The 25,396-nt window shown below is 62.5% G+C and carries 21 protein-coding genes; 5 read left to right on the forward strand and 16 right to left on the reverse strand.

Translation table 11 applies throughout. The features are described 5' to 3' along the window. The first annotated feature begins 152 nt into the window (after positions 1–152). The 3 genes from htpG (at position 153) to ACR9ZJ_RS02595 (ending at position 3,755) form a co-directional block, all read left to right on the forward strand. A complete protein-coding gene (gene htpG / locus ACR9ZJ_RS02585) occupies positions 153–2,018 on the forward strand; it encodes a molecular chaperone HtpG (RefSeq protein WP_481286792.1) in 1,866 nt (621 codons plus the stop codon). Positions 2,019–2,412: 394 nt separating this feature from the next. Then, entirely contained in the window at positions 2,413–3,318 is a 906-nt protein-coding gene (locus ACR9ZJ_RS02590) for an AEC family transporter (protein WP_481286793.1), read from the forward strand. A gap of 38 nt (positions 3,319–3,356) precedes the next feature. Then, the gene (locus tag ACR9ZJ_RS02595) at positions 3,357–3,755 is read left to right on the forward strand and encodes an RNA-binding S4 domain-containing protein (RefSeq protein ID WP_481286794.1); all 399 of its coding nucleotides are present in this window, start codon (positions 3,357–3,359) and stop codon (positions 3,753–3,755) included. 190 nt (positions 3,756–3,945) lie between these two features. Here ACR9ZJ_RS02595 and mutS read toward each other — a convergent pair whose 3' ends face one another. Then, on the reverse strand, positions 3,946–6,531 hold the full coding sequence (gene mutS / locus ACR9ZJ_RS02600; protein ID WP_481286795.1) for a DNA mismatch repair protein MutS: 2,586 nt from the start codon (positions 6,529–6,531) through the stop codon (positions 3,946–3,948). A gap of 117 nt (positions 6,532–6,648) precedes the next feature. Here mutS and ACR9ZJ_RS02605 point away from each other — a divergent pair, with 117 nt between their 5' ends. Both ACR9ZJ_RS02605 and ACR9ZJ_RS02610 read left to right on the forward strand, forming a co-directional pair. After that, entirely contained in the window at positions 6,649–7,563 is a 915-nt protein-coding gene (locus tag ACR9ZJ_RS02605) for a lysozyme inhibitor LprI family protein (RefSeq protein WP_481286796.1), read from the forward strand. A gap of 24 nt (positions 7,564–7,587) precedes the next feature. After that, complete coding sequence (locus ACR9ZJ_RS02610) at positions 7,588–9,396, forward strand: XVIPCD domain-containing protein (RefSeq protein WP_481286797.1); 1,809 nt, start codon at positions 7,588–7,590, stop codon at positions 9,394–9,396. A 43-nt stretch (positions 9,397–9,439) separates the two neighbouring features. Here the strand turns inward: ACR9ZJ_RS02610 and ACR9ZJ_RS02615 are convergent, their stop codons facing one another. The 15 genes from ACR9ZJ_RS02615 to ACR9ZJ_RS02685 all read right to left on the reverse strand — a co-directional run bounded on the left by ACR9ZJ_RS02615 (position 9,440) and on the right by ACR9ZJ_RS02685 (position 25,143). Beyond that, a complete protein-coding gene (locus ACR9ZJ_RS02615; RefSeq protein ID WP_481286798.1) occupies positions 9,440–10,729 on the reverse strand; it encodes an XVIPCD domain-containing protein in 1,290 nt (429 codons plus the stop codon). Positions 10,730–10,771: 42 nt separating this feature from the next. Then, a complete protein-coding gene (locus ACR9ZJ_RS02620; protein ID WP_481286799.1) occupies positions 10,772–11,314 on the reverse strand; it encodes a hypothetical protein in 543 nt (180 codons plus the stop codon). A 55-nt stretch (positions 11,315–11,369) separates the two neighbouring features. Further along, entirely contained in the window at positions 11,370–13,052 is a 1,683-nt protein-coding gene (locus ACR9ZJ_RS02625) for a type IV secretory system conjugative DNA transfer family protein (RefSeq protein WP_481286800.1), read from the reverse strand. A 456-nt stretch (positions 13,053–13,508) separates the two neighbouring features. Next, positions 13,509–14,966, reverse strand: a complete 1,458-nt coding sequence (locus ACR9ZJ_RS02630) for an XVIPCD domain-containing protein (RefSeq protein ID WP_481286801.1) — start codon at positions 14,964–14,966, stop codon at positions 13,509–13,511. Continuing rightward, on the reverse strand, positions 14,963–15,568 hold the full coding sequence (locus ACR9ZJ_RS02635) for a hypothetical protein (protein ID WP_481286802.1): 606 nt from the start codon (positions 15,566–15,568) through the stop codon (positions 14,963–14,965). The genes ACR9ZJ_RS02630 and ACR9ZJ_RS02635 overlap by 4 nt, the downstream gene beginning before the upstream one ends. After that, on the reverse strand, positions 15,565–16,665 hold the full coding sequence (locus ACR9ZJ_RS02640) for an XVIPCD domain-containing protein (RefSeq protein WP_481286803.1): 1,101 nt from the start codon (positions 16,663–16,665) through the stop codon (positions 15,565–15,567). Before ACR9ZJ_RS02640 ends, ACR9ZJ_RS02635 begins: the two co-directional genes overlap by 4 nt. Before the next feature lie 16 nt (positions 16,666–16,681). After that, positions 16,682–17,146 (reverse strand): hypothetical protein, encoded by a 465-nt coding sequence (locus tag ACR9ZJ_RS02645; RefSeq protein ID WP_481286804.1) that lies wholly within the window; start codon positions 17,144–17,146, stop codon positions 16,682–16,684. A gap of 11 nt (positions 17,147–17,157) precedes the next feature. Beyond that, positions 17,158–18,495, reverse strand: coding sequence for an XVIPCD domain-containing protein (locus tag ACR9ZJ_RS02650; RefSeq protein WP_481286805.1), 1,338 nt, complete (start codon positions 18,493–18,495; stop codon positions 17,158–17,160). A gap of 86 nt (positions 18,496–18,581) precedes the next feature. Then, positions 18,582–19,091, reverse strand: coding sequence for a hypothetical protein (locus tag ACR9ZJ_RS02655; protein ID WP_481286806.1), 510 nt, complete (start codon positions 19,089–19,091; stop codon positions 18,582–18,584). A 155-nt stretch (positions 19,092–19,246) separates the two neighbouring features. Next, positions 19,247–19,753: a DUF4189 domain-containing protein gene (locus ACR9ZJ_RS02660; protein ID WP_481286807.1), complete on the reverse strand. Its 507-nt coding sequence runs from the start codon at positions 19,751–19,753 to the stop codon at positions 19,247–19,249. Continuing rightward, positions 19,750–20,919, reverse strand: coding sequence for a TrbL/VirB6 family protein (locus ACR9ZJ_RS02665; RefSeq protein WP_481286808.1), 1,170 nt, complete (start codon positions 20,917–20,919; stop codon positions 19,750–19,752). Before ACR9ZJ_RS02665 ends, ACR9ZJ_RS02660 begins: the two co-directional genes overlap by 4 nt. Positions 20,920–20,954: 35 nt before the next feature. Then, positions 20,955–21,836 carry a hypothetical protein gene (locus tag ACR9ZJ_RS02670; RefSeq protein WP_481286809.1) on the reverse strand — a complete coding sequence of 294 codons (882 nt, stop codon included), beginning with the start codon at positions 21,834–21,836 and terminating at the stop codon, positions 20,955–20,957. 32 nt (positions 21,837–21,868) lie between these two features. Further along, on the reverse strand, positions 21,869–24,337 hold the full coding sequence (locus tag ACR9ZJ_RS02675; RefSeq protein ID WP_481286810.1) for a VirB4 family type IV secretion/conjugal transfer ATPase: 2,469 nt from the start codon (positions 24,335–24,337) through the stop codon (positions 21,869–21,871). Between the two features lie 67 nt (positions 24,338–24,404). After that, a complete protein-coding gene (locus ACR9ZJ_RS02680) occupies positions 24,405–24,713 on the reverse strand; it encodes a VirB3 family type IV secretion system protein (protein ID WP_481286811.1) in 309 nt (102 codons plus the stop codon). Further along, complete coding sequence (locus ACR9ZJ_RS02685) at positions 24,706–25,143, reverse strand: TrbC/VirB2 family protein (protein ID WP_481286812.1); 438 nt, start codon at positions 25,141–25,143, stop codon at positions 24,706–24,708. The genes ACR9ZJ_RS02680 and ACR9ZJ_RS02685 overlap by 8 nt, the downstream gene beginning before the upstream one ends. Between the last annotated feature and the right edge of the window lie 253 nt (positions 25,144–25,396).

A 25,396-nucleotide genomic window follows, 5' to 3' on the forward strand; every position in this document is an offset into this window, starting at 1 on the left:
CCCACCACCTCCCCCCCCGGCCTGGGGCGGGCGCGGGGGGCGGGGGGGGGGGCCCCCCCCGGGGGCGGCGATTCCAGCGACAACGCACCCTTTTTTCGGCCCCGCCCCGCCCACATAATCCGGTGTCTGTCCCACCCTGAAGGAACGGCACCGTGAGCCAGGAAACCCGTAAGTTCGAAGCCGAAGTCGCCCAGGTCCTGCACCTGGTCACCCATTCCCTCTACTCGCACAAGGAAATCTTCCTTCGCGAGCTGATCTCCAACGCCTCCGACGCCTGCGACAAGCTGCGGTTCGAAGCGCTGGCCGATCCCAGCCTCACCGATGGCGATGCCGACCTGCGCATCCAGGTCAGCTGGGATCCGGAGGCGCGAACCATCAGCGTCCGCGACAACGGCATCGGCATGAGCCGGGACGAGGTCGTCGCCAATATCGGCACGATCGCCAGTTCCGGCACCCGGCGTTACCTGGAAGCCCTTTCCGGCGAACAGAAGGCCGACGCCCGCCTGATCGGCCAGTTCGGCGTGGGCTTCTACTCCGCCTTCGTCGTGGCCGACAAGGTCACGGTGATCACCCGTCGTGCCGGCCTGCCCGCCGTCGAGGGCGTTCGCTGGGAAAGCGATGGCAAGGGCGAGTACAGCCTGGAAGACACCAGCGTCACCGAGCGCGGCACCACGGTGGTGTTGCACCTGAAGGCCGACGAGGACGAGTTCCTCAAGTCCTGGACGTTGCGCAGCGCGATCACCAAGTACTCCGACCACGTGGCCTTCCCGATCCGCATGCCCGCCGAAAAGGACGGCAAGCCGGACCCGACCGAGTGGACGACGATCAATTCGGCCTCCGCATTGTGGTCGCGTCCGAAGAGCGAAATCACGGACGAGGAATACCAGAACTTCTACAAGGCGTTGGGCCACGACTTCAACGATGCGCTCGCCTGGACGCATAACCGTGTCGAGGGCAACCAGAGCTACACCACGCTGCTCTACGTGCCGGAGCAACCGCCATTCGACCTGATGATGGGCGGCCGCGACGAGCGCAAGGGATTGAAGCTCTATATCAAGCGCGTCTTCATCATGGATGCGGCCGAGGAGCTCCTGCCGAACTACCTGCGCTTCGTTCGTGGTGTCGTCGACGCCGACGACCTGCCGCTCAACGTGAGCCGTGAAATCCTCCAGCAGAATCGCCAGCTCGAGCGGATCAAGACTGCTTGCGTGAAGCGGGTGCTCGACCTGCTCGAGAAGATCTCGCGCGACGAGCCGGAAAAGTTCGCCACCTTCCTCGCCGGCTTCGGCAACACGTTGAAGGAAGGCATCGTCGAGGACACGGCGAACCGTGAACGCATCGCCAAGCTGCTGCGTTTCGCTTCCACGAAGGGCGACGGCGCGGCGAAGACGGTTTCGTTCGACGACTACATCGGTCGCATGGCGGTGGGACAGGACACCATCTGGTACGTCACCGCCGATAGCTACGCCGCCGCTGCCGGTAGTCCGCAGCTCGAAGCGCTGAAGGCCAAGGACATCGAGGTTCTCCTGATGTCCGATCGCGTGGACGAGTGGATGCTCGGCTACCTGACGGAATACGAAGGCAAGCGCCTGCGTAACGTCGCCAAGGGCGAGTTCCCGCTGGACGAAGCTGACAAGGCGAAGCAGGAAGCCGCCGCGGTCGAGGCCGCACCGTTGCTGGAACGCACGAAGAAGCTGCTCGGCGATCGCGTGGGCGATGTGCGTGTCTCGGCGCGCCTCACCGATTCGCCGTCGTGCCTGGCGCTGGCGGATTTCGACCTGGCCCCGCACCTCGCACGCCTGTTGCGCGAAGCCGGCCAGGACGTGCCCGAGTCGAAGGCCGTGCTGGAACTCAATCCGGAGCATCCGCTGGTGAAGCGGCTGGCCGGCGAGAGCGACGATGCGAAGGCTGGCGATATCGCGGGGCTCTTGCTCGAGCAGGCGGAGATCACGGCTGGCGCGCAACTCGCAGATCCGGCGGCGTTCGTGCAGCGGATGAACCGGGTGTTGCTGGGTTAGTCACAGCGAATCGCCGACAGGGTCGGCTCCCACCAGGCCAGTTTTGGATGGCTCAGCTAGTCCAGGATAACTTGGTGGGAGCCGACCTTGTCGGCGATCCCGCGGCAGCGGGCCGGGTCGTAGCAAGCACCCGTCGCCGCTGAAGCGGCTCCCACAGACAAGCAGGCCCCCTTGGGTAAGTGGGCCGTCAGTGTGGTGGGTGCCGACCTTGTCGGCGATCCGCGGCAGCGGGCCAGGTTGTAGCAAGCACCCGTCGCCGCTGAAGCGGCTCCCACAGATAAGCAGGCCCCTAGCAAGCAGGCCCCCGCAAGCAGGCCCCTCGCAAGTAGGTTCTTCGTGAGCTGGCCGTCGCACGAATGACAGCTCGCAGTGGCCGCTGCTATCGTCGCCGTCCATGTCCGCCTTGCTGATCCTCTTCGTCTGCCTCGCCCTCGGCATGCTCTGCCGGCGCTTCGTCGCGCTTCCCGAAGGGATCGTGCCCGGGATCAACTGGTGGGTGCTGAATATCGCGCTGCCTGCGCTCGTGCTGGCGCTCGTGCCGAAGGTGACGGTCGATGCGCAGCTATGGTTTCCCGTCGCGGGCATGTACGTGACCTTCTTCGGCGCGTGGGCCGTGTTCGCCACGCTCGGCAAGGTGCTCTCGTGGTCGCCGCACCGGATCGGCTGCCTGACCCTCGTCTGCGGACTCGGCAATACCTCGTTCATGGGCTATCCGATGATGGAGGCCCTGCATGGCAAGGCGGGCCTTTCGATCGCCGTGATCGCCGATCAGCTCGGATGTTTTCCGCTGCTGGCCGCCGGGGGCATCGTCGTGGCGTCGATCTATTCAGGACGGGGTGCGAGCCTTCCTGCGATCGCACATCGCGTGCTGACCTTCCCGGCGTTTCTTGCGCTGGTGGCTGGCGTGATCGTGGGCCTGGCCGGGGGCTGGCCGGAAGCGGTGGAGAAGCTGTTGCTGCAGATTGGCCAGACGCTGACGCCACTGGCTCTGTTTTCCGTGGGTCTGCAATTCCACTTGCATCTACGCCGTGAGCAGATCGGGCCGCTGCTCGCAGGGCTCGGTTGGAAACTGCTGTTGGCGCCCCTTGCCACGTTGGGCATCGGTCTGGCCGCGGGCGTCGGGGGCCTGACGCTTACCGTGGGGGTTCTCCAGGCCGCCATGGCACCGATGATCTCGGCGGCGATCCTTGCCGATCAGTACGGGCTGGAACCGCGCCTGGCCAATACCGTGCTCGGTGCGGGCATCCTGCTCTCCCTGGTGACGATTCCGGTGGGCAATCTGTTCCTGCCGGCAGGATGAGCCTTGGTAACGCACGGGCACGACCATACCCTCTGCGCATGACCGATCCGATGACCTCCCCGGGTGTACGCGCCGATGTGTGGCTCTGGGCCGCACGCTTCTTCAAGACCCGTAGCCTGGCCAAGCAGGCGATCGATGGCGGCAAGGTGGAACTCAACGACGCGACGTGCAAGCCTGCCAAGCTGGTGCACGTGGGCGACACGCTCCGGATCAACCGGGGCGAGGAGCGTCTGGCCTGCGTTGTCCTGGCGCTTTCGGAAAAGCGCGGACCGGCGCCGGAAGCGCAGAAGCTCTACACGGAAACGGAAGAAAGCATCGCTGAGCGCGCGCGCCGGAAAGAGGATCGCCGCCTCACGGGTGGCGCCTTGCTGCGCCCCGACTCACGTCCGGACAAACATGCCCGGCGCCTGATCCAGGACCTGAAGAAGACCCTCTGACACAAGCCCCAGAAAAACCGCCCCCCGAATCCCCACCCGGGCTGCTGACTCGGATAGGGAAGGGGGACGCCACGGGGCCGGAAGATGGAGAGTCATAAGGCCCCGTGAAAGCGGCCTGGAAACTATAGGTAGCGCCGCCGGCTTAGGGAATTCGTTTGTTCGAATCGAACCGATAGCGGCGCCCTATGGTTCAACGCAGCATTTTCCTCAGCTTGTAGAGCTGGTCGAGCGCCTCGCGCGGCGACAGGTCGTCCGGATCGACCGCCCGCAGCGCTTCCTCCACGGGGGATGGCAGCGGCGGTGCGAACAAACCCATCTGCGGCGCCGCCGCAGGCGGTGTCACAACCGCGGCCGTGACTTCGTGTCCCTGTTCCAGCGCGGACAGATAACGGCGCGCATCCGCGATCACGGACTTGGGCAATCCCGCCAACGCGGCCACCTGCAACCCGAAACTGCGGTTCGCCGGACCGTCCTTGACGGTGTGCATGAAAACCAGCTGTTCGCCGTACTCGACGGCGTCGAGGTGGACGTTCGCGATGGTCGGGAATTCGCCCGCCAGCTCCGTGAGTTCGAAGTAGTGCGTCGCGAACAAGGTGAACGCGCAGCTGGTGGCGGCCAGATGGACGGCCGCGGCGCGCGCCAGCGAGAGGCCATCGTAGGTGCTGGTGCCGCGGCCGACTTCATCCATCAACACGAGGCTGCACTCGGTGGCGTTGTGCAGGATGTTCGCCGTCTCGCTCATTTCCACCATGAAGGTGGATTGGCCGCGCGACAGGTCGTCGCCGGCGCCGATGCGGGTGAAGATGCGATCGATCGGCCCGATGGTGGCGGCCGATGCGGGCACGTAGCTGCCCACGTGCGCGAGCAGCACGATCAACGCGTTCTGGCGCATATAGGTGGACTTACCGCCCATGTTCGGGCCGGTGATCACCAGCATGCGGCGGCTCTTGTCCAGGGCGAGGTCGTTCGGCTCGAAGGGTTCGTCGCGAACCTTCTCGACGACGGGATGGCGGCCGCGATCGATGCGGATGCCCGGTACATCGGTCAATGCCGGTGCCGCCCAGTCCAGCGTCTCGGCACGCTCGGCGAGGTTGGCCAGCACGTCCAGTTCGGCCATCGCCGCGGCGGCGGTTTTCAGTTCGGGCAAGTGCTCGATCAGCTTGTCGAGCAGCAGTTCGTACAGTGCCCGCTCGCGCATCAACGAGCGTTCCTTCGCGGACAGCACCTTGTCCTCGAACTGCTTCAGTTCCTCGGTGATGTAGCGCTCGGCGTTCTTCGTGGTCTGCCGGCGCGTGTAGTGCTGTGGCGCTTTCTCCGCCTGCGCCTTGGTGATTTCGATGTAATAGCCGTGGACGCGGTTGTAGCCGACCTTCAACGTCGGGATGCCGCTGGCGGCCTTCTCGCGTTCCTCCATGTCGACCAGGAATTGATCGGCGTTGGTGGAGAGGCGGCGCAGTTCGTCCAGTTCCTCGTCGTAGCCTTCGGCGAGCACGCCGCCGTCGCGAAGCAGCACGGGCGGCTGTTCGACGATGGCACGGGCAAGCAGGGCGGCGGTCTCCGCGTGATCGCCGATGCGTTCGACGAGGCCGTGCAACAAGGGACTGTCGATGCCGGCGATGTCGTCGCGCAACCCGGGGGCCGCGGCGAGGCCATCGCGCAACGTGGAAAGATCGCGCGGACGCGCCGAGCGCAAGGCCACGCGCGCCAGGATGCGCTCTAGGTCGCCGATGCCGCGCAGGCGCTCGCGCAAGGTCGCGTGACGGCGTGCATCGATGAGGCTGCCGATCGCCTGGTGACGGCCACGCAGCACGTGGCGGTCGCGTAGCGGACGGTTGAGCCAGCGGCGCAGCAGGCGCGCGCCCATGGGCGTCACCGTCTCGTCGAGCACGCCCAGCAAGGTGTTCTCGACGTTGCCGCTCTGGTGGGTGTCGATTTCCAGGTTGCGCCGCGTGGCGGCATCCATGGCGATGGTCTCGCCGGCGTTCTCCACCGCCATGCCGGTGAGATGGGGCAGGGCGCTCTTCTGGGTTTCCTCGACGTAACCGAGCAGGCAGCCGGCCGCGGCGATGGCCAGGGGCATGCCATCCACGCCGAAACCGAGCAGGTCACGTGTCTTGAAGAAGCGGCACAACTCGCGCGTGGCCGCATCTCCGTCGAAGTGCCATGGTTGGCGCTTGCGCAGGCCCGGCAGGGAGGACACGAGCTTGGGCCAGGCCACGTCCTCGCCGACCAGCGTTTCGGCGGGCTGCAGGCGAGCCAGCTCGGCGGCCAACCCTTCGGCCGACGACACTTCGGTGAGCAGGAAGCGACCGGTGGAGAGGTCCACCCAGGCCAGTCCGTAGCCCTTCGACCCAGCGGCGATGGAAAGCAGCAGGTTGTCGCGGCGCTCTTCCATCAGCGCGGCGTCGGTCACGGTGCCGGGCGTGACGATGCGCACGACCTCGCGCTTGACCGGACCCTTCGACGTGGCCGGGTCGCCGATCTGCTCGCACAGCGCCACCGATTCGCCCAGCCTCACCAGCCGAGCCAGGTAATTTTCCACGGCGTGGTAAGGCACGCCGGCCATGGGAATGGGGGCGCCGGCCGACTGGCCGCGTTGGGTCAGGGTGATGTCGAGCAACCGCGCCGCCTTGCGCGCGTCGTCATAGAAAAGCTCGTAGAAGTCGCCCATCCGGAAGAACAGGAGGATGTCCGGATGCTCGGCTTTCGCCGCGAGGTACTGGCGCATGAAGGGCGTATGCCCGGCGCCCACCGAGGTGTCTTCTGCTAGAGCCATGATTTTCCGAGGTCGATCGATGGAGGTGGGCCGATGCCGGCACGCTGGCCGTACATGATAAGCGACGTCGGGCGGGCTTGCCGGGAACGGCCATCGTGCAGGGCGGAAGGCTGACACATGCACGGTTTCCCGGCGATGGTGGCTGGTATCCTCCGAAGCGGGGAACCAGGACCATATGCCAAAGGAGTCTTGATGTTCGGCACGCAGATGGAAACGACGCGGCGACGCCGCCTTGCCCGACTCGGGGCGCCGGCTTTGGCCTTCCTGCTCGCTGGCCAAGCGGCCTTTGCAAGTCCTCGCATGCCGTCAGGCGACGACGTGCAGGCGCGGATGAGCCCGTCCTACGGGGCCTGCGTCGATGCGACCAAGGGCGGCGACCGCGGACCATGCATCGCCAGGGAGTACGACTACCAGGACGCCCGCCTCAATGCCGCATACCGGACATTGGCGGCATCGCTCGACGAGGCGAAGCGGACGACGCTACGGAATGAAGAACGCCAATGGCTGGCTGACCGCGACAAGGCGTGCGGCAAAGGCAATGGCAAGGACGTGGCGAAGAACGAATGCTCCCTCGGTCGAACGGCTGGCAGGGCCACTGAACTCGAACAACGCATAGGCGTTGCTCCTGCCTCGGCAGAGACCGTGAAGGGCGACTGGGGCTATCGCAGCGACTGCGGTTCCGGGCATTACGTGCAGTTTTCCGCCAAACCGGCGGGCGCCGATGTCGAGGGGACGTGGTCCGACGGTACACGAGCCGGAGGCGAGTCGGGCTCGTTCAAGGGCCAGCTGCGGGAGGGCAAGCTCTTCGTTCGCTTTTGCAGCGACGAAGAGACCCGGGGCGGCTTCCCGCTATGCCCGGCCTACGGTACGGGTGACGACGCGTACTTCGTGCCTGTTGGCAAGGATCTCGCCTGGTACCGGACGTGGGGCTCCCCCGCCGACGGCAAGTTCGAAAAATACGTGGAATTGCATCGCACGGTCCACGGCGAAAAGGTGCCGCTGGATATCCGTTGTCCGACCGGTTCGAACTGACGACGTCCCTGAAGGAGATAGAGCATGCCTGGATTGACCGACAACGAAGCCCGCGCGCTGGCTTACTTTGCGATTGGCGTGACGTCGGAAGGCTCCGACGTGGCATATCGCCTGAGCCTCGCCGGAAATACCGGAAGGGACGCGCACGGGAATCCCATCCTGATTCCCGTGGGGAACAGCGGTTACTCGATCGGCACCTTGCAGACTGACCTGGGACAGCACCCCGAGGTGGCGACGCAACTGACGGATGCATTCCAGGCGTGGACAAGGACCCAGCATCCGGATTGGGAATTGTCGGCGGCACAGCGCAACCAGACCGCGGCGGACCTGGGGCGTACGGGGCACCAGATCGAAGCGCAGCATGGCCGGCCACTCGACGCGACGGTCAAGTCGCACCTGGATGCTTTCATGGCGAGCGACGCGGGTGTTTCATTCGTCCATGCGCGGGATACGGCGCAGGTGGACCGGCTGATGACGAACGCCGTCGCTCCCTTGCAACGTACCTCGCTTTACCAGAACGCCTCGGAGCAGGACCAGGCCAGGCTCATCGGCATCACGGCGAAGCTCTATAACCAGAGCGAGACCTACGGCAATCGCTTGCTGCAACAGATCGAAAGCGGCGAGCATCACAGTGTGGCCGAGGTGAGCGCCTCGCTGAATCGCTATGCGGACTATGTCACCGACGGGCGGGACCACGCGCTGCAAGGAACGGCGCTGTTCAACGACCTGCGTGCGACGCCCTCCAATCACCCCATGCGCCCCGCATGGGACAACGTGCTCGCCAATCCCACGGTCAATCCCACGCAACTCGGCAACGATCCGACACATCCGAACCTCCCTCACGAGTATGCGGTCATCAAGGATGCCTTCGTCGATCCCGCACATAGCCGCCCGATGATCCAGGCGCTCGGCCAGAACGGTTCGTATGCCCAGACAGCGAGGGACCGCGGCTTCTACGCGGAAGGTCGCGACATGCTGATGTGGGACAGGAAGGGGAACGGTCATGCACTGGTCGACGGCCAATGGAGCAGTGTCGACAGCCGGGATATCCACACGGTGAGGAATGCCGACCATACCCTCGATGTGAACGTCCGCCGCAACGGTGCCGAAGAGCGTTTGCTGCACGTGACCCATCCGGGCCAGGGGCGTGGCCAGCCTTCCCATCCGGGCAACGCAAGTGGCGATCATGTCCAGCGCGCCGGCACGTTGCGCGAGCACGACCACAGTCCCGAAGTGAGGGCGTTGCAAGCCCAATTGGTCCAGCTCGGCTACAAGGGGGCCGACGGAAGACCGATCACGCCCGATGGCGACTTCGGTGGCAACACCAAGGCCGCACTGCAATCCTTCCAGCGCGATCATCACCTCACTGACGATGGCATCGCGGGAACGAAGACGTTCGATGCGTTGAAGCAGGCCATGCAGCCGGCACCTTCGCCGGTCTCCCTTGCCGATGCGTCACACCCGGGCCATGCCATGTTCCAGCAGGCGACAGCGGGTGTATATGCTCTGGATGCGAAGCAGGGGCGTGCCCCCGACCAGCTAAGCGCCAACCTGGCGGGCTCGTTGGCCGCTTCCGCGAAGGCGCAGGGAATGACCCGCATCGACCATGTCGCCTTGAGCGACGATGCCAAGCGTGCCTATGCCGTGCAGGGCGACCTGAATTCGCCGTTCAAGCAGGTCGCCGAGGTCGATGTAGGCCAGGCGGTGGGGAAGAGCGTGGCGCAAAGCAGCGCCGAGTGGCAGCAAAATGCCGCGCAAGTTCCCCAGCAGTCAACGCCGCAGCAGGCACAGCAACCACAGCCCCAGCCGGAACAGCCTGGCCTGCATCGCTGACGGGATGTGAGGAGCCCCCCCTCGCGGGGCGGCTCCTCCGGTTTTACGCCCGCAATGGACCCTGTTGCTGGCTTTGCACCTGCGCTTCCGCGTGCTGTTGCGCCTGAGCCTGCGTCTGGCCGTGTGGCATGGCTTCCGCGCTGCTCTGTGCCAGCGGCGTCCGCGTGGCCTGGAGCACGTCGACTTCGGCGACCTGCTTGAACGGCGACTTGGCATCGCCTTGCATCGCGTAGGCCCTGCTGGCATCGTCGCTGAGCGCCACGTGGTCGATCCGTTGCATGCCGTTCGTCACGGCGGCGGCCGTGAGTGAGCCCGCGATCATGCTCGTATGCGGACCCGAGGCCCGTCCATGCTGCGCATCGAGACGCTGGACGCCTTCGAGCGCCTGGCGATACATGTTGTTCGATGGATGGTTGGCATGGTCGAGCGAAGGGGCCTCGGTGTGACGGGCGGTTTTGCCGGTGTCCGGTGCGGTGGACGGGGTATTTTGCCGTTGCGGTGTCTGCTCCAGTGTTTTCAACGTCGCGGGGCCGACCACGCCGTCCGGCTTCAAGTGGTGGTCCGCCTGGAAGCGCTCGATGGCAAGGCGGGTTTCCTTGCCGGCATGACCATCGACCTTCAGCGGGTGGCCCGCTGAATCGGTGTAGCCATGGGCATTGAGCAGCGTCTGCACCTGCTCTGTTTTTTCCTTGCTCATGCCGTGCGAGGCCTTCGCGGTGGGCATCGCTTCGGGGCCGCCCGGCTTGTAACCCTTCTCGATGGCGTTCTGCCATGCCTCGGCCGCGTTCCTGCGTTCGCCGAGGCCGTTGTGTCCGCCGTTGATGTCCTTGCATGCGGCGTCCACGTCGGTCTGGTGACCATTGGCCTGAACGCGATCCTTCCAGTACTGGATGGCGATCCTTGCAGCCACTTCCTTGTCTTCCGCGAGCTCGGGATGATTCACGAGATCGAGCCCCAGTTCCTTGCCCATCTTCTCGTAGCCGGCGCGGCCGGTGAGCTGGACATAGCCACGGCCGTGGAAGGTCCAGCCATCTCCGGGCTCGGTATTGCCGAGATTCTTCTTGCCCCAGGCGCCACCGTAGATTTCGTTGGCGATGGCCTCGGGACCGCCCGCGGCGATCTTGTTGGCCTCGGCGAGCGTATTCATCCCGTTGCGGCCGGGGAACACCTCGAGGAGACGGCTACCGGAGTAACCGAGGCCTTCGGTCATGCGGGAATATCCACCCGACTCGACCTGCATCTGGCCCATGAAATTGCTCAGTTCCTTGGGGTCTGTAATACCCGCCTTCATGGCGGCATCCATCAGATAGTCGGCGTTTTCTTTCGCGGACATGGTGTAACTCCTGATTAATGAAAGGAAGGATCCGACGAGCGATCAGCGCGTGGGGATCCCGTTTTTCTCGATCGCGGGGTCACTCTTCCATTTGAGTGTCGCGTCGATGAGTGCGTCTTCATCCGTGTCGGTGGCCTTGCCGGCCTGGCAAGTGCTTTGCTTCACCGGTTTTGCCTGGCCATCCTTCAAGACCACCAACCCACCGTCCTGCAGGTTGTTGGAGCCCGACACGGAATAGACGACATACTTGAAACCGGCATTCGTGAAGGCATAGGCGTAGCCCCCGGTATTGCCGGCGAAGGTCAGGTGCGTGCGCGTGAACTCACCCTCGTTTCCAGTGGCCGGAAACGTCATTTCGGGTTTCGCTGCGTCACGGCCATAGGCGTAGTAGAAGCGTCCGTCACCGTGAGCCACGTCACCTGCGGCGCACATGGAAACGGTCTTGGTGCTGCCGGCGAGGGGGCAGGAAAACACGACCTGGTCGGACTTGCCGCACATGGTGGCCGGTGCGGTGGTTGCCAAGGCGGTTGCCGGGAGGATGGCGGTTGCGACTGTCAGTAATAGTGCTTTTGCGGCAGGATTCATGAGATGGCTCTGTTCAGGGAAAGAAAAACAACAGTTGCGTGTATCTGTGGTCTTGTCAGATGGAGAGCGGTTCGATCTTCGCCTTTTCCATCAATCGCGACGTGAAGTATTTGTCCTGGTAGTAGCGGATCTTTTCGCACATCACCGGGTGTGGAATGCCTTCGTAGAGGAACACTTCCTTCTCGGTGCCCATGGCTTTCAATTCCTGCGGAAGCATGAGTGCACGTTTCTCCTCGGAGTGACTCTTCGACACGTCGCCCTTCTTGCTCTTGGTGATGTTCTCGCGGCGTACCGTCGTATAGCCGAGCATGTCGGAGTAATCGTTGGCGTCCTGCTGTTCGCGCGGGGCGTAGACGATTTGGAGCGCATGGTTCGTGATGACCGTGCGTGACACATCCTTGCCGTAAGTGGCGTCGAGCTGGGCCATGCTCTGGATGATGGGAAGGAGGCGGATGTTGTAGCCCGCCATGTACGACACCGCCGAGGCGATGATCTCCACCCTGCCGATCGATGTGAACTCGTCCATGAGCAGCAGGCACTGGTGCTTCAGGGTCGGATCGTTCTGCGGCAGCACCTTGGTATTGAGGTTGATCAGCTGGCTGAAGAACAGGTTCACGATCAGCTTGCTCTCGGCCAGCTTGTTCGGCTGGATACCGATATAGATCGTCATCTTCTTCTTGCGTACATCGGTGAGCAGGAAATCGTCCTCACTGGTGGCCGCGTCCAGCACGGGGTTGATCCAGGCGTTCAACGGCTCCTTGAAGGTACCGAGGATGGAGGCGAAGGTTTCGTTGGCTTGCGAGAGCAAGTTGGCGAAGGCCGATTGGGCGTTGGCGCTCAGGAAGGGTTCCTTCGAGAGTCGCGTGTACAGTTCGCGCAGGTCGGTGCCATCGCCCGACGACAGGCGATAGATCATGCCCAGCGTGGGCTTGCTGCGCACGATCGCCGGCCGGCCCTTCTTCTCGTCGTCTTCCCACTTCTCGCAGAGGTATAGCGAAAACGCCATGAAGGCGTTGCGCGCCTGGCTCACCCAGAACTTCTGGTCGTCGGATACGTCGGGGTAGAGCATCGAGGCGATGCTCATGAGGTCCGACACGCGGAATGCGGGGTCCTTGGAGACATAACTCAATGGATTCCAGCGGTGCGTGCGACGGTCTTCGGCGAACGGGTTGAACAGATAGATTTCCTGCCCCTGCGATTTGCGCCAGCCACTGGTCAGGTCGAAGTTCTCCTGCTTGATATCCAGCACCACCACCGATTCCTGGTAATCGAGCAGGTTCGGGATCACCACGCCGACGCCCTTGCCCGAGCGGGTGGGCGCGGCGAGGATCACGAACTGCTGGCCAGGAAGACGGACCAGGTTGCCCTTGAACTTACCCACGAGGATGCCGTTCGGGGCGGGGGAGAGCATGTTCTGCTTGCGCAGGTCGGAGGCGGTGGCGAAGCGGGCGTCGCCGTGCATGGCCTGCTTTTTTGGTTTCATCAGGAAATAAAGCACGACGAGCCACGCGATCAGCGGCACGAGGATGCCGATGATGCCGGCCGTCTCGATCTTCCAGACATAGGGCTGTACCTGGGGAAGATTCAGCGCCCTGATATAGCTCCAGTACGTGTTCCATTTGACGTGCTCGTCCTTCAGGCCGAGGAAGAGCAGCGTCAGGTATCCCGAGAGAAAATTCCCTATGGCGATGGCAGCAAGGCCGAGACCTGCCGCCAAGTAGGCAAATGGCTTACTCATTAAGTGAATCCTGCGAACGCGTGTTGGCTATGGGACGACAGTTAATGTGGATGTGGACTGTTTGACCCGTCGCCTGTGCCCTGCCAGTTTCCAGCTTGCATCGCCTTCGGGCAGACCCTCTGGTATTGAGAGAGCGAATCCCGGTCTTCAAAGGTCCAGGAGCGTCCTTTCGGATTCGGTTCGTCGCACACGCCCGTGTACATGTAAGTGCCGCTTCCTGGATCTAGGGGGAACCAACATTTGTCCCATCCCTTGAGGCCTTCCGTGCAAAAAAGGAAGGGATCGTTGTCCCTATAGCGGATAAACTCGTAGAAACCCGAGGCCTGCGCCAAGATCATCGGGCTATAGATCAGTGCCAATACAATCATCCGTATCTTCATGACGCACCTTTTGCTTATGTCACACATTGAATGCCACTGCGGCGATGAGACCTTCTTCGTCTTTATCCGAGGTGCTCTATGAGGGCGGATGGGCTTGAATCTTTGCCTGCTGTTCTTGCGACATTGACTGCGTTGAAACACGTCCCTGCTGATCCGACGCTTGTTGCCACTGCTGCGTGCTCTGCTCGACGGGAGTGCCCACGGCGCGTTGCGTGTCCACCTCCGCCACTTGCTTGAAGGGTGAATTGGCTTCCCCTTGCACCGCATAGGTCCGGCTGGCGTCCGCATTCAGGGTGACGTGATCGATCCGCTGCATGCCTCCCTGTTGGGCCGCCGCGGTAAGCGACGCGGCGAGCCGGGTGCTCTGTTCGTCGGGTTGGCGTTGCAGCTGGCTATCGAGCCGCTGGACGCCTTCACGAGCCTGTTGGAACAAGCCGTGGCCCGGGTGCTCGGGATGATCGAGCCGCTGTGGCGTGGGCTTCTCGTCGTTGAACCAGGAGCCGGGGTGGGTGAGGGTATTCCAGGCATTGGATGCGCCCTCGCTGATCGCGTGGCCAGCCGCGTGGAGGTCTTTCGACACTTCGTCGCGTACCCGGCCCGCCACTTCCGCCACTTCGTGCGCCGCATGACTCACGGCATGACCGGTCGCGGTCAAGCCTTCGTCGATTTTATCGTGCAGGTAGTCGACGCCTTCGCCGATGGCTTTGGGTATCTCCCACGAGGCCGATAATCCCTTGCGGATATCCATGACATCGTTGCGATAACGGTCGACCATGCCTTCGTGGGCTCGATAGCGGGCCTGGCTTTCGGCATCGATGATCGAGTGTCCCAGAAGCTTGCTTTCCGGCACGAAATTATCGATCGCGTGGGCGTCGAAATCGGTGGCCTTGATCGGATTGCGCGGCGAGAGAATGCCGCTGTCGTCGCGATAGCCCGCCTGTGACAAGGTATCGATATCCTTCTGCGCCGCGTAGATCCGGACTTCGCCGAAGTGTTCGCTGGCGGCACTTACCAGATCACCGGCCCGCACGTGGTCGATGACCTGGTTCCCGCCTGCGGGAACGCCTTGCAGTAGCCCGGCGGCTCCGTAGGCGTTGAACGTCTCGCCTTTCAAGCCATAGCGCGACGCCGCGATCTCGGCGAGCGTGCCGCCGAGGGAATGCCCCGTCACCGAGATATCGGGTGGTGCGTTCCCCTGATCGACGGCGTCTTGTCTTGTCTCCGCGATGACCCGTTCGGTGAAAGCCATGGCATCGTGCGTCTGGAGGTTTACTCCAGTCAGGACCATGCCCGCGTCCACGCCGCCATCATGAACGGGCTCGCGATCGAACTCGGTGCCACGAAACGCGATGACGACCTGACTCGGTTTGACGTCTTCGCGTATGTACGCCTGGGCTTGGAATCCCGTCGTTGGGTTGTTTTCCGCGGCGGCGACGCGATAGGTGACGCCGTCCAGGATGACTTTCTGGTTGACGGGCGTGTCGTGATAGACGTTCTGCGAAAGCAGGGCATAGTCCGTCGACCGCGGGTTCACTGGAGCTTCTCCACGGCCTTCAAGGTGATGGAGAAGATCGCGCCGGCATCATTGAAGTCCGACTTGCTTGGGGAACCTGTGTCGATACGTGAACGCGATGTCCTTTCGTAGGAACGCTCCGAGAAATACCGGACCACGCTTTTCTGGCCAAGGATGTCATCGTGATAAATCGCCGGGCTGAAGTTCACCTCGCCGTGGTGGAAGTCGGCGGAAGCGCCGACGACCGACCAATGGCAGACTCCGAGGCCAAAGTAGTCCTCATCCTGGATCTGATCGACATAGATCACGGCCTTGAACGTATTTTCGCCGTCTCGCTCGAAGACGACCGGGAGCCGCTTCTGGGGCTCTACGGTGGCGCCCGTGACAGGCGTCAAGGGCACACAGGCGCCGTTGAACACCTTGTAATCCACGGACCCTTCGATTCGTTCGAAGGCTCCGGGAGCATCGGTAACCGTGGCCGTGATCTCGTAACGCATGCGAGGGTTCGGATTGAGCTTGATATCGGGTTGTTTCATGGCGGCACCATAGGCATAGGGGATCAGGGACAGGAGGGCAACGGCGGCACCGCTGCGTAGCGGTTGACGTATCGTCGTCATGCTCATGGCCCCGGCATCGGTTGCGCCTGCTGCTGTTGCGCCTGCTGTTGCGCAGGAGCCTGTTGTGCCACGTGCTGCAAGGCCTGGCTGCTTTGCTCGATCGACGTGTTCATGGCCCGCTGCGTTTCCACCTCGGCGACCTGTTTGAACGGCGAACCGGGCTCTCCCTGCATGGCATACGCCCGGCTGGCATCGGCGCTTAGGGCGACGTGGTCGATGCGTTGCAGGCCTTCCTGGCGTGCGGCGACCGTGAGCGACGCCGCAAGACGGTCGCTGCGCTCGTCCGGCGCCCGCTCATGTTGCGCATCCAGCCGGTGCACGCCTTCCCGTGCCTGCCGATAGATCTCGTGGTCCGGATGGGATGGCGCATCGAGTCGCGGTGCGCCATGAGCCTGCTGGTGCTGGAGTGCTTCCGCGGTGCGCGGACCAACCACGCCATCGGGCTTCAATCCGTGGGCACGCTGGAAATTCTCCACGGCTTCCTTCGTGTGGCCGCCGAAATGACTGTCGGTCGACAGGCGATGCCCCTGGGCGTCACGGATGCCGAGGGCGTTCAGGCGTTCCTGCAATGCGTGGACGTCAGGCCCCCTGGTGCCCTCGCGAATAACCGTGTGGCTACCATCGTGGGAATGGCCGGCGGGCGTGGTGTGGGCGCCCCCCGGCTGGATCTGCCGGTCGCGCCAGAACGTCTCGGGATTGACCGGGTGGCCTTGCGCATCCTTCATCTGGTAATGGACATGCTGGGCATATTGGCCTGCGCCGTCGGGGCCGCGACCACCCATGCGTCCGATTTCATCGCCCGCCTGGATGTGTTGCCCGACTTTCACGGATTGGGACTGCGTATGCAGGAGCTCGTGGCTATTGCCCTCGGCGTCGCGAATCTTGATCGTGCCGTACTGACCACCGACGAAGGTGACCTCGCCGGCGATCGGCGAGTGGATGGAGGGATGAGTCAGGTTGATGCCCGACTGTCCGCCTTCGTAGTTGAAGTCGGATCCACCGTGGGGGCCCTTGGCGCGATGTTCGCCATAGTGCCCGGTGATGTGCGCCGCACGATTGCCCTGCTGCGGCAGGATGACATTCATGACGTCCTGGTATGGCATGGGTCTCTCCTCCGGTTCAGAGCGAATCGTCTTTGACGCGGTAGAGGTGCCAGCAGCCGTCCTTCCGGAAGAAGAACGACATCTGGTAGTCGGTGTCCGGTTTGGCCAGCTTGATCGTGACTTCCGTCGGGCCGGTTGCGGTCCGCGTGGTCGTGAGGCCATCTTTCGCCTGATCCGCCTGGCTAGGCATCACGGGAAACGTAACCTCGGCCTTTCCCAGCATCTTCGATACGGGCTTGGGCTCGGGATCGGCGTTGGGATCGACCGAGTCGCTTTGCAGTGGGTCGGTTACATATGCCTTTTGCAGGGACACGTCGTTCTGGAAGAGGGGCAGGAAGGCATCGAAGTCGTCCGCCGGGCAGCGGGACGCCTGTGTATCCGCAGTCGATGCGGCGGCAGGTGCCTGTGACGGAGGAGGCGCCTTGTCGCACGCGGCCAGCAGGAGCGCGAAGGCCAGGGAAGGAAGAAGAAGCTTGCGCATCGCGGGTCCTTTCAAAGCGGTGATGGGGATGGCGGCGTTTGCTGGCTCGCCTGCTGGGCCTGGCGCTGCTCGTGCTCGGCCTGTGCCGCCTGCCGGGCGAGTACCTGGGCGCTCTGTTCGACGGGCGTCGCGATCGCCTGTTGGGTGGCCACCTCGGCTACCTGCTTGTGCGGGGAGTGGATGTCTCCCTGCACCGCGTAGGTACGCGCGGCATCCTCGCTGAGCGCCACGTGGTCGATGCGATTCATGCCTTGGTGGCGTGCCGCCACCGTAAGCGCAGCCGCAAGGTTCTCACTGCGCTGGTCGGGTTCTCGCCGATGCTCGGTATCGAGACGATGCACGGCGTCACGCGCTTGACGGAACAACGCATGATCCGGATGCGACGCATGGTTCAGTCCAGGCACCGGATGGGATGGCTGCCCTGGTCCATGCGGATGGTGGTGACGGTGACGTCGACCCGCCTCGATCAGGTCCTGCGCATGTTCGATAGCGTCGATCGTATCTCGTCCCACGACGCCGTCTACCTTGATGCCGGCATCGCGCTGAAAAGCCTTGACGGCCACCTTCGTCGACGGGCCGTAATCGCCATCGGCTTCCAGGGAGCGGCCAACGGCATCCTTGTATCCAAGACTGGATAGGCTGGCCTGAAGGCGATGCACGTCGTCGCCGTGCGAACCCTCCTTGAGCGGCATCGACGTGCTGTGATGGAGACGACTCCGCATGCCGGCTGCTGGCGGGGACGCGTCAGGGTGGCTATTAGCCAATCGTTCCATGACTTCGGGCGTCAGCCTTCTTTCCCAGGCCACGTAACGTTCCTGTCGATCGTCCAGGCCGTTGTATCTGCCATTGATGGCGCGTGTTGCCGCCTTGACGTCTTCGCGTGCGGTTTCGGGAACGCGATTCTGCCAGTACCACACGGCGATCCGCGCTGCGTTCGTCGGGTCGGCTGCCAGTTCGGGATGCTTTACCAGGTCCAGGTCCAGTGCATCGCCCGCCGCCCGATAGTTGTCCTTGCCCGTGAGCTGCATGTAGCCGCGCCCCCGGTAGAGGTAGCCCTCGCCAGGGCGCTCGTTACCGTTGCGACCACCGTACATCAGCTCCGCCAGCTTCTCCGGACGACCCTGGAGTGCACCGATTCGAGCCGTTTCGAGTACGTCGGGCCCTTCGCGCCACGCCGATTGCACGGGTATCTGCGAAATGTTGCGTGTATAGCGGAAGCTTTCTTCGAGCCGGTTCAATCCATTGGACTCGTGCGAGACCTGAGCCATGAAGTTGGCCAGTTCCCGTGGTCGCGTGATGCCCGCCGCGGCCGCCGCGGCAAGCAGTTGTGTTTCACGATCAATCGCCATGTGTAGCTCCTGTTTGACTACCACGTTCGGCGGGCTTCCTGCTTGCCATGCACCCGCTGTTCCCGGCGGGTCGGTGTCACTCGATATCAGGGCAACTCCACCTCCGGTAACTTCGCCGGGTCAAAGTCCTCGAAGGCGATCTTGCCGACATCCTTTGCCGGAAGGTCGAGCTGCTTTTGTTGTCCGGTGTCCGCGTCCTCCACGCGCCGCAGGGCGCCCGTGAGGAACCAATCGTCGCGATCGGACACGTAGGCGAAGGTGAATTCATCCGACCAGTGCTCACGACCGCCGCCACCAATGACGATGGTGAAGTGCCCCCGATCGATACGTGTATATCCGTATGGATCGCCGGACAAGCCGCCACAGCTGGAACAAGGAACGACACGGGAGTTCGAGGCGACCTTATGTAGCCGTCCGTGATCGTCGCGCACCAGCAAAACCACTTCACGTGCCGGCCCTTCGCCGAGCTTCGGCGCACCAGCAGCCGGCGGATCCAGGACAAGCACCACGCCTTCCGATCCATCGCCCCTGATATCGCCGACCCGGGATTCGAGAATCGTCCTACCCCCGGTCGCGAATGATTTCAGGTCATCCATCTTGCTTCCTTTGTCCTGAGTGGCGGACGTCGAGGCGGCGCGAGGCGCTTGCATGGCATGGGTGGTGCCTTCCGTGAGCATCAACGAAAGGAGGGCTAGTAGGGTGGTGGCAAGACGGTGCTTCATCGAGTGATAAATTTCCACGGGACGTGTACTTATTGTGCCTGTCGTGCCGCACTGCAATCGCTATAGACAACCTTGCAACTTTGCGCTGATTGCTTGCAGTACCTCATTGCATCATTCTCCGCTCCGGATTGGCTGGAACCACTTGCCACACCGTGCCCACCGACTCCCCATGCAACGGCGGCACAGCCATTTCGAAAGGTCATTTCAACCTTGCATCCGGTTGCGCCACGACTTTCACAATCTCGCCTAGCGTCATTTACGGCATCCGCCTCGGTGTCGCGGCCAACGACAGTCCCAGCTCCACCGGTTTCGCTATCGATGACGATGGCACCCCACGTTAGATTCCATACCGGAGCCGGTGGCTGCGGGATATTTCCCTGTCCAGGGTTATATCCGGGCATTCCTTGTGCATCTGGTGGCACGCAATTGCCGCCCCCGGTATTAACTCCGGTCGCACATTGAGACCATGCCGCGTTTGCATACATCACGAAGAAAGCGGCTATCGTTTGGAAAATTCTCATTCGGGCGTGTTTCATGTGTATCCAGTGTCTTTTTGCTTCATCACATCCTGTCCCTGCGCATAGCTGGATGTCGAAGATGGGAGCTGAGAGTAGTTTCCAAACGTGTTGCTCTGTCCCGAATTCTGTGTTGTATCTCCTCGGGCCGGAGCGTTATAACTCGGTGGAACGTAGCTTGATGTTCCAGGGACACCATATCCCCCACGCCCACCCGACTGCTCCGGCTTGATATGCCCGAACGGCGAGTACGAGTTGAACTGGCCCAGCGTGCCTTGGAAGAAGGCGGCAGCCATGGGCGGGGCGCTGATGATCATCGTCGTGAGCAACAGGCCAAGGCCGCCTTGCTGGAGGGCCATGCTGTTGATGCCGTCGGTGGAGCCTGCGCCACCCATGCTTGGCATGGAAAGCAGATACTTCGCGGCGAACGCGGCAGTCACCGCGGCCATCATCTTCATGGCGATGGTCACCATGACGCTGAGGACGGCGAGGGAGAAGACGGTGCCGATGCCATAGAGAAGCCATTTACTGAACAGTTGCTTCGTAGGTTCGAAGAGCAGGCACATGATGAAAATCGGGCCGAAACCGACGAACAGGGCGAGAGCGATCTTGTTCAACAGCAGCATGGAGCCGGCGATGACGCTGGGACCGGCAATGCCGATGCCCGTGAACCAGCGATCACGGTCCTTGGCGTCCTGGGCAGCCTGGTCGCCGCCTGTATCGATGGCGTCGATCGTGCCCATCGCCACCTCCATGCCCGCGAGGTTATTGTCGATGTGCTGGAACGGACTCCCCTTTTCCCCTGTGACGTACTGCGCGATCACGGTCGACATACCGTCGCTCAAGGTCCAATAGACCGACGAGGACGAATAGGCTGCGGTGGTCGCTATGAAGACGACGAGGGTCGCTTTCAGGGAGTCGCCCACGAGTACCATCATCGGTTGGCGCGACTGTCCGGTTACGATGCGGAAGCCCTGGAACATGATCCACACGGTCAGCACGGTTACCGCGACGAAGCCAATGATCGTGGCGGAGCTGGAAAGCAGCTTCCACTGCATGATGTCGATTTCATCACGCAGGAAGTTATTGATCGTCTGGAAGAAGACGAACTGTGTTGCGTTATCCAGCGGGCCGCTGAGCATGGCGACGGCCGAATGTTCGAAATGTGTACCCAGGATGTCAACCATGACGCGACGTTCCGTTTGCAGTAATAGTGATCGGATCAGAAGCCATTGGACTCACCGATACTGAGGGTCTGCATGCCGCTTGGCTTGTCGCTCTGTACACCCTTCAGCGTCTCGGAAAGCACCGCACCCGTGGCGAGGCTGCTGATGGCACTACCGATATCCACGTTACCGACGCCCGGGAGTTGGATCGAACCCCATTCCGACGGCTTCTTGCCCGTGTTGGCTGCGTTCGCCGCCAGTGTCTGTTGCGATCGCAGGTACTTGAGGTTGGCCTCGTAGGCATAGTTCACCGTCTGCATCTGCTGTTGGTCGAGAGCGATCAGGTTGTACAACGCGGTGAGCTTGTTGGTGTTGTCTTCAAGCTTTCCATATTGGTTCGGGTCGTCCGCGCCGATCGCCTGCCGTTCCTTGAGGAGTTCGCGCAGCATGTCGTCGCGTGTTTTCGTGTTCTTGTACATGGTCAACATGTACTGGTACTGAGCGTTCTCGAGGTCGACGATCAGCTTGCAGTTTGCCTGCTGGGGCTCGGCGACCGCCTTGCAGCGGGTGCCGTCGTCCAACTGCGTGCTGTCTTCGGGAAGGGCCTTCTTCGGATCGGCCACTCGCGGACCCGGCTGCGTGTCCTTGTACTCCCCGATCTTGAACTTCTTGTTGATCGCGTCGAGGTTGGCGTTCATCGTCTTGCCATCACCATCGCCTGTCTGGCCCAGCACCTTGTTGATGTCCTTGGTCTGGCTGACGGTATCGTTGGTGTGCTGTTCGATCTGGCTGAGCTTGGAATTGGCGTCGGCGTCGTTCACGGCCCACTGCGCCTGGGCGGCGGGTGCCGCGGCGAGCAGGGCCACCAGGAACGTGCCGCCGCCGAGCAGGCGGCGAAGCAGGGATATCCGGCGGGGGTACATATTTCGGGTTGCCATGATGGTCTCCAGGGTCAATGCGTTGGCCTGCGTCAGCGGGCGGCCGAGCGGGCGGGGCGCGTCGAGGGGGAGGCAGGTGTGGGTTTCTTGCCACTGCCCTTGCGGTTTTCGTAGAAGGACGGCAGCCACTGGTCCGGGGTGAGGTCGTTGGGCGACACGCCGGCGGCTTCGGCGTGCTGGGCGAGGATCTCGTGCATGATCTCGATGTTGTCCGTGGATGCGGAAATGACCGACAGGGCATCGTCCATGCCGCGCAGGTTGAGCTGGCATACGGCCGATGCATGACCCTGCTTGACCAGGAAGCGGCGCGAGCGCTCGTCGAGGCTCACCACCACCTGGTACTCGGCATCGGTTAGCTTCAGGCCGTTGACATAGTCCTCGCGGCTTGCGTTGGGGTTGGGCAGGAGGATCATGGTGGCGGTCTGTTCGATGAGAGCCGCGGAAATGTCGCTGGCCAGGGCATCCTCGGGACTTTGTGTGGCGAAGATGCCCATGCCGTTCTGCTTGCGGATGGTCTTCTGCTTGTTCTTCGCGAATTCCTTGAGTCCGCCCTTGCCGTCGAGGATCTTCCAGAACTCGTCCATCACGTAGATCAGGCGGCGACCGTCGATCAGTGCTTCCAGGCGGTGCAGGAGATAATTGATGACCGGTGCACGGACTTCCGGATTGTCGATGATGTCGGTGTAATCGAAGCCGATGATATTGGCCTTGTCCAGGTCCACCGTATCGCGTGGGTTGTCGAAGACCCAACCCAGGGAATTGCCGGCCGTCCACTTGCGAATGCGGATGAACAGGCCGTCGTCACCGAGGTTCGGCAGGCTCTTCTGGAAGTTGGTCATGTTGCGGAGGTGCATCGGCGTATCGAGGATGTTCTCCACGGCGCGGTAGATATCTTCTTCTTCGCGAGAGCTGTAGACGCTCTTGCCAGCGAGGACCTTGACCAGATCGGCCAGGAACTGCACGTTCTCTTCCGTACGCTCGCATTGGAACGGATTGAAGCCGGTCGGCTTGCCGTTCTCCAGTGCCAGGTAGTTGCCACCGCATGCGCGCACGAAAATCTCGGCGCCGCGATCCTTGTCGAAGAAGAATATGGTTGGCGCCGGGTCGAGCTTCTGCACCTGGCTGAGCAGGAAGTTGATAAGCGCAGTCTTGCCGGTACCGGATTTTCCGATAACCATGGTATTGGCAATGGCCTTCTCGCCGAACGAATTTTCGGCAGGATGGGTCGCATGGAAGTTGAAGTAGTACGGCTGGCCGTTGGTCGTCTGCAAGGTGGTGACGCAGTCACCCCAGGGGTTGTTCTGCTTCTTGCCCGTGGCGAAGTTGTGCAAGGGCGACAGGCCGAGGAAGTTGAGCGAGCTCACATTGGCGAGGCGCGTACGATATTTCCAGTTTCCAGGGAATTGCGCATAGAACGCCGACGTCACGGCGAGGTCTTCCTTCACCGAGATGAAACCCGCATTGGAGAGCTCCGCACGGGTAGCAGCGATCTGCTGGGAAAGGGTTTCCTGCGCCTGTGAGTAAATCGCCATCGTGAAGTGATACTCGCCCAGCACGAAGTTGCCCGAAGCGAGCTGGTCCATGGCCTGGTCCATCTCGATGATCTGGCTCACGGCCTTGTCGCCCGAGGAGATCATCATGCCCTTCGTACGCTCCAGTGCCTTGAGCGCATCCTGACGTCCCATGGGGCTGAAGGAATGGGTGATGACGTACTCGAAGTCGAGATATTTGAGTCCGTTGAGAATGCCTGGATAGGTCCCCTCGACGTACTCCTTGATATTGAGGATCGCGCCGAAGTGATTGATGCCATTCGGTGTGGTGAGGACGAAGTCGCCTGTCTTGGAAGAGAATCGCTGGCGGCTGACGGGGAGGTAGTCGCGTACTGCTGCGCTGAGTACGGGCACCGGCTCCTCGATACGATTGAGGATGTAGCCGTACAACTCGAGTGCTTCCGAGAAAACCACGCCGTTCGGCGCTTCGTACATGCCCAGACGTGTCGGTGCGTAGTCCTTGAGCACGGCTTCCACGTTGCCTGCCAATTCCAGTGTCGTCGCGATCGCCTGGTTTTGCTCCGACAGGAGACGCTCGGCGTTGGACGACTTCTCGACAAAGCGTTTTCCCGATACCACGGGACGGTAGATCATCGTCAGGTAGAGCTCGTTCTGCATCAGCTTCTGGCTGGAGAGCGAAGCGTAGTAGCCATCGGACATTTCCTGGTTGAAGCGGTGTTCGAAGCGGCTGCTGTCCTTGACGCTGCCACGGCGGCGAATATCGTGGACCCAGAAGGCCACGTTGACGAAATCGGGCGCGCGGAGGGTCTGCAACATCCGGTTGAAAGTATTGTGGCGATGTTCTATCTCCCACTCTTCGCGGCCCACGAAGGGAAGGCCGGCCAGTCGCCAGACGAGCAGGAAATCGCCGCCGGTCGTCTTGAGGACGGTCGGCGAAACATGCGTGGACAATGGAATGAACTCACCGATCGCTGCATCTGGAGTGAACATGGCTCTGGCTACCGTCGAGAAGCGCTAAAAAGGCCCTGGCAGGGTTCTGCCAGGGCGGAGTATTGCCTTACCGTTTCGCCTTGCCGGGCTCGCGGTAGTTGTTGGGCGAGAACACCCACATGCCGTCGTGTTCCTGCAGGTTCCGGATCCGCGTGCGGAATTGCAGGCGGAGTCCCAGCAGACGAAAGATCATTTCGTCGCGGCGGGCCATCTGGCGCATCACGAATACGCTGACGGGAATCCACAGGAGGAACCACATGTTGAAATACATCGCCATCAGCAAGCCGCTTCCCGCCCCGATGAAGAACGGGATATAGGGCACGCCCATGAACATGGCCGGCCGCGTGCAGCCGCGGAAGAGCGCGTTCTTATGCATGGAAGTGCAGGAGGTGCATCGCGGTCTGCATGGCGTCCATCAGGAAGGAGGCCGTCGTGGCTCCGCTGGTGGAGCTGCATGCGTTCGACGAGCCGCCATTGCCGCCCACGACCATCTTCGCCACCTGCGCGGCGGCACCGATCAGCACGCCACCGACAAGGGCCGGCGCCACATCGGCGATGCGCTTGTGGGCGAAGGCGATCTGGTAGCCGGAGAAGATCACGGCGATGGTCACCACGACGATCGACGCGGCATTCAGCAATGAATTGATGTTCTCAAAGAAGCCGCAGACCTTCTTCGAGGTTTCGGTCACGTCCTGGGCCACGCCGATCGTTGGCAGCAGCAGGACGGTGGCGACCATGAGCAGGGTCACCATCTTGTTGAGCGATGCACGATCGGTCGGGACGTTGGGCAGGTTGGACAGGGCCATCTCGTAGTTCCTTGGTGTGTTACAGGGCTGGATACGGCCGTGGTTAGCGGCCGGGTTTAGGACGGCTACGACGCTCGTAGCCGGTTTCGCAACGACGTGCGTCCTGCGAGGCGGGAGCACGTCAAAAAACAAAGGCGCCATCGCTTCCCCCCTGGCGAAGATCGGCCGGGTCGCCGGCGGGTGCCGTGGGCGTGGCCGGGGAGACGGCGGTGGTGGGTGTGGGATCGCCAGGTCCTTGCACCTGGGGAACGAA

It is taken from the genome of Luteibacter sp. KNZ12-1A, assembly GCF_056755675.1.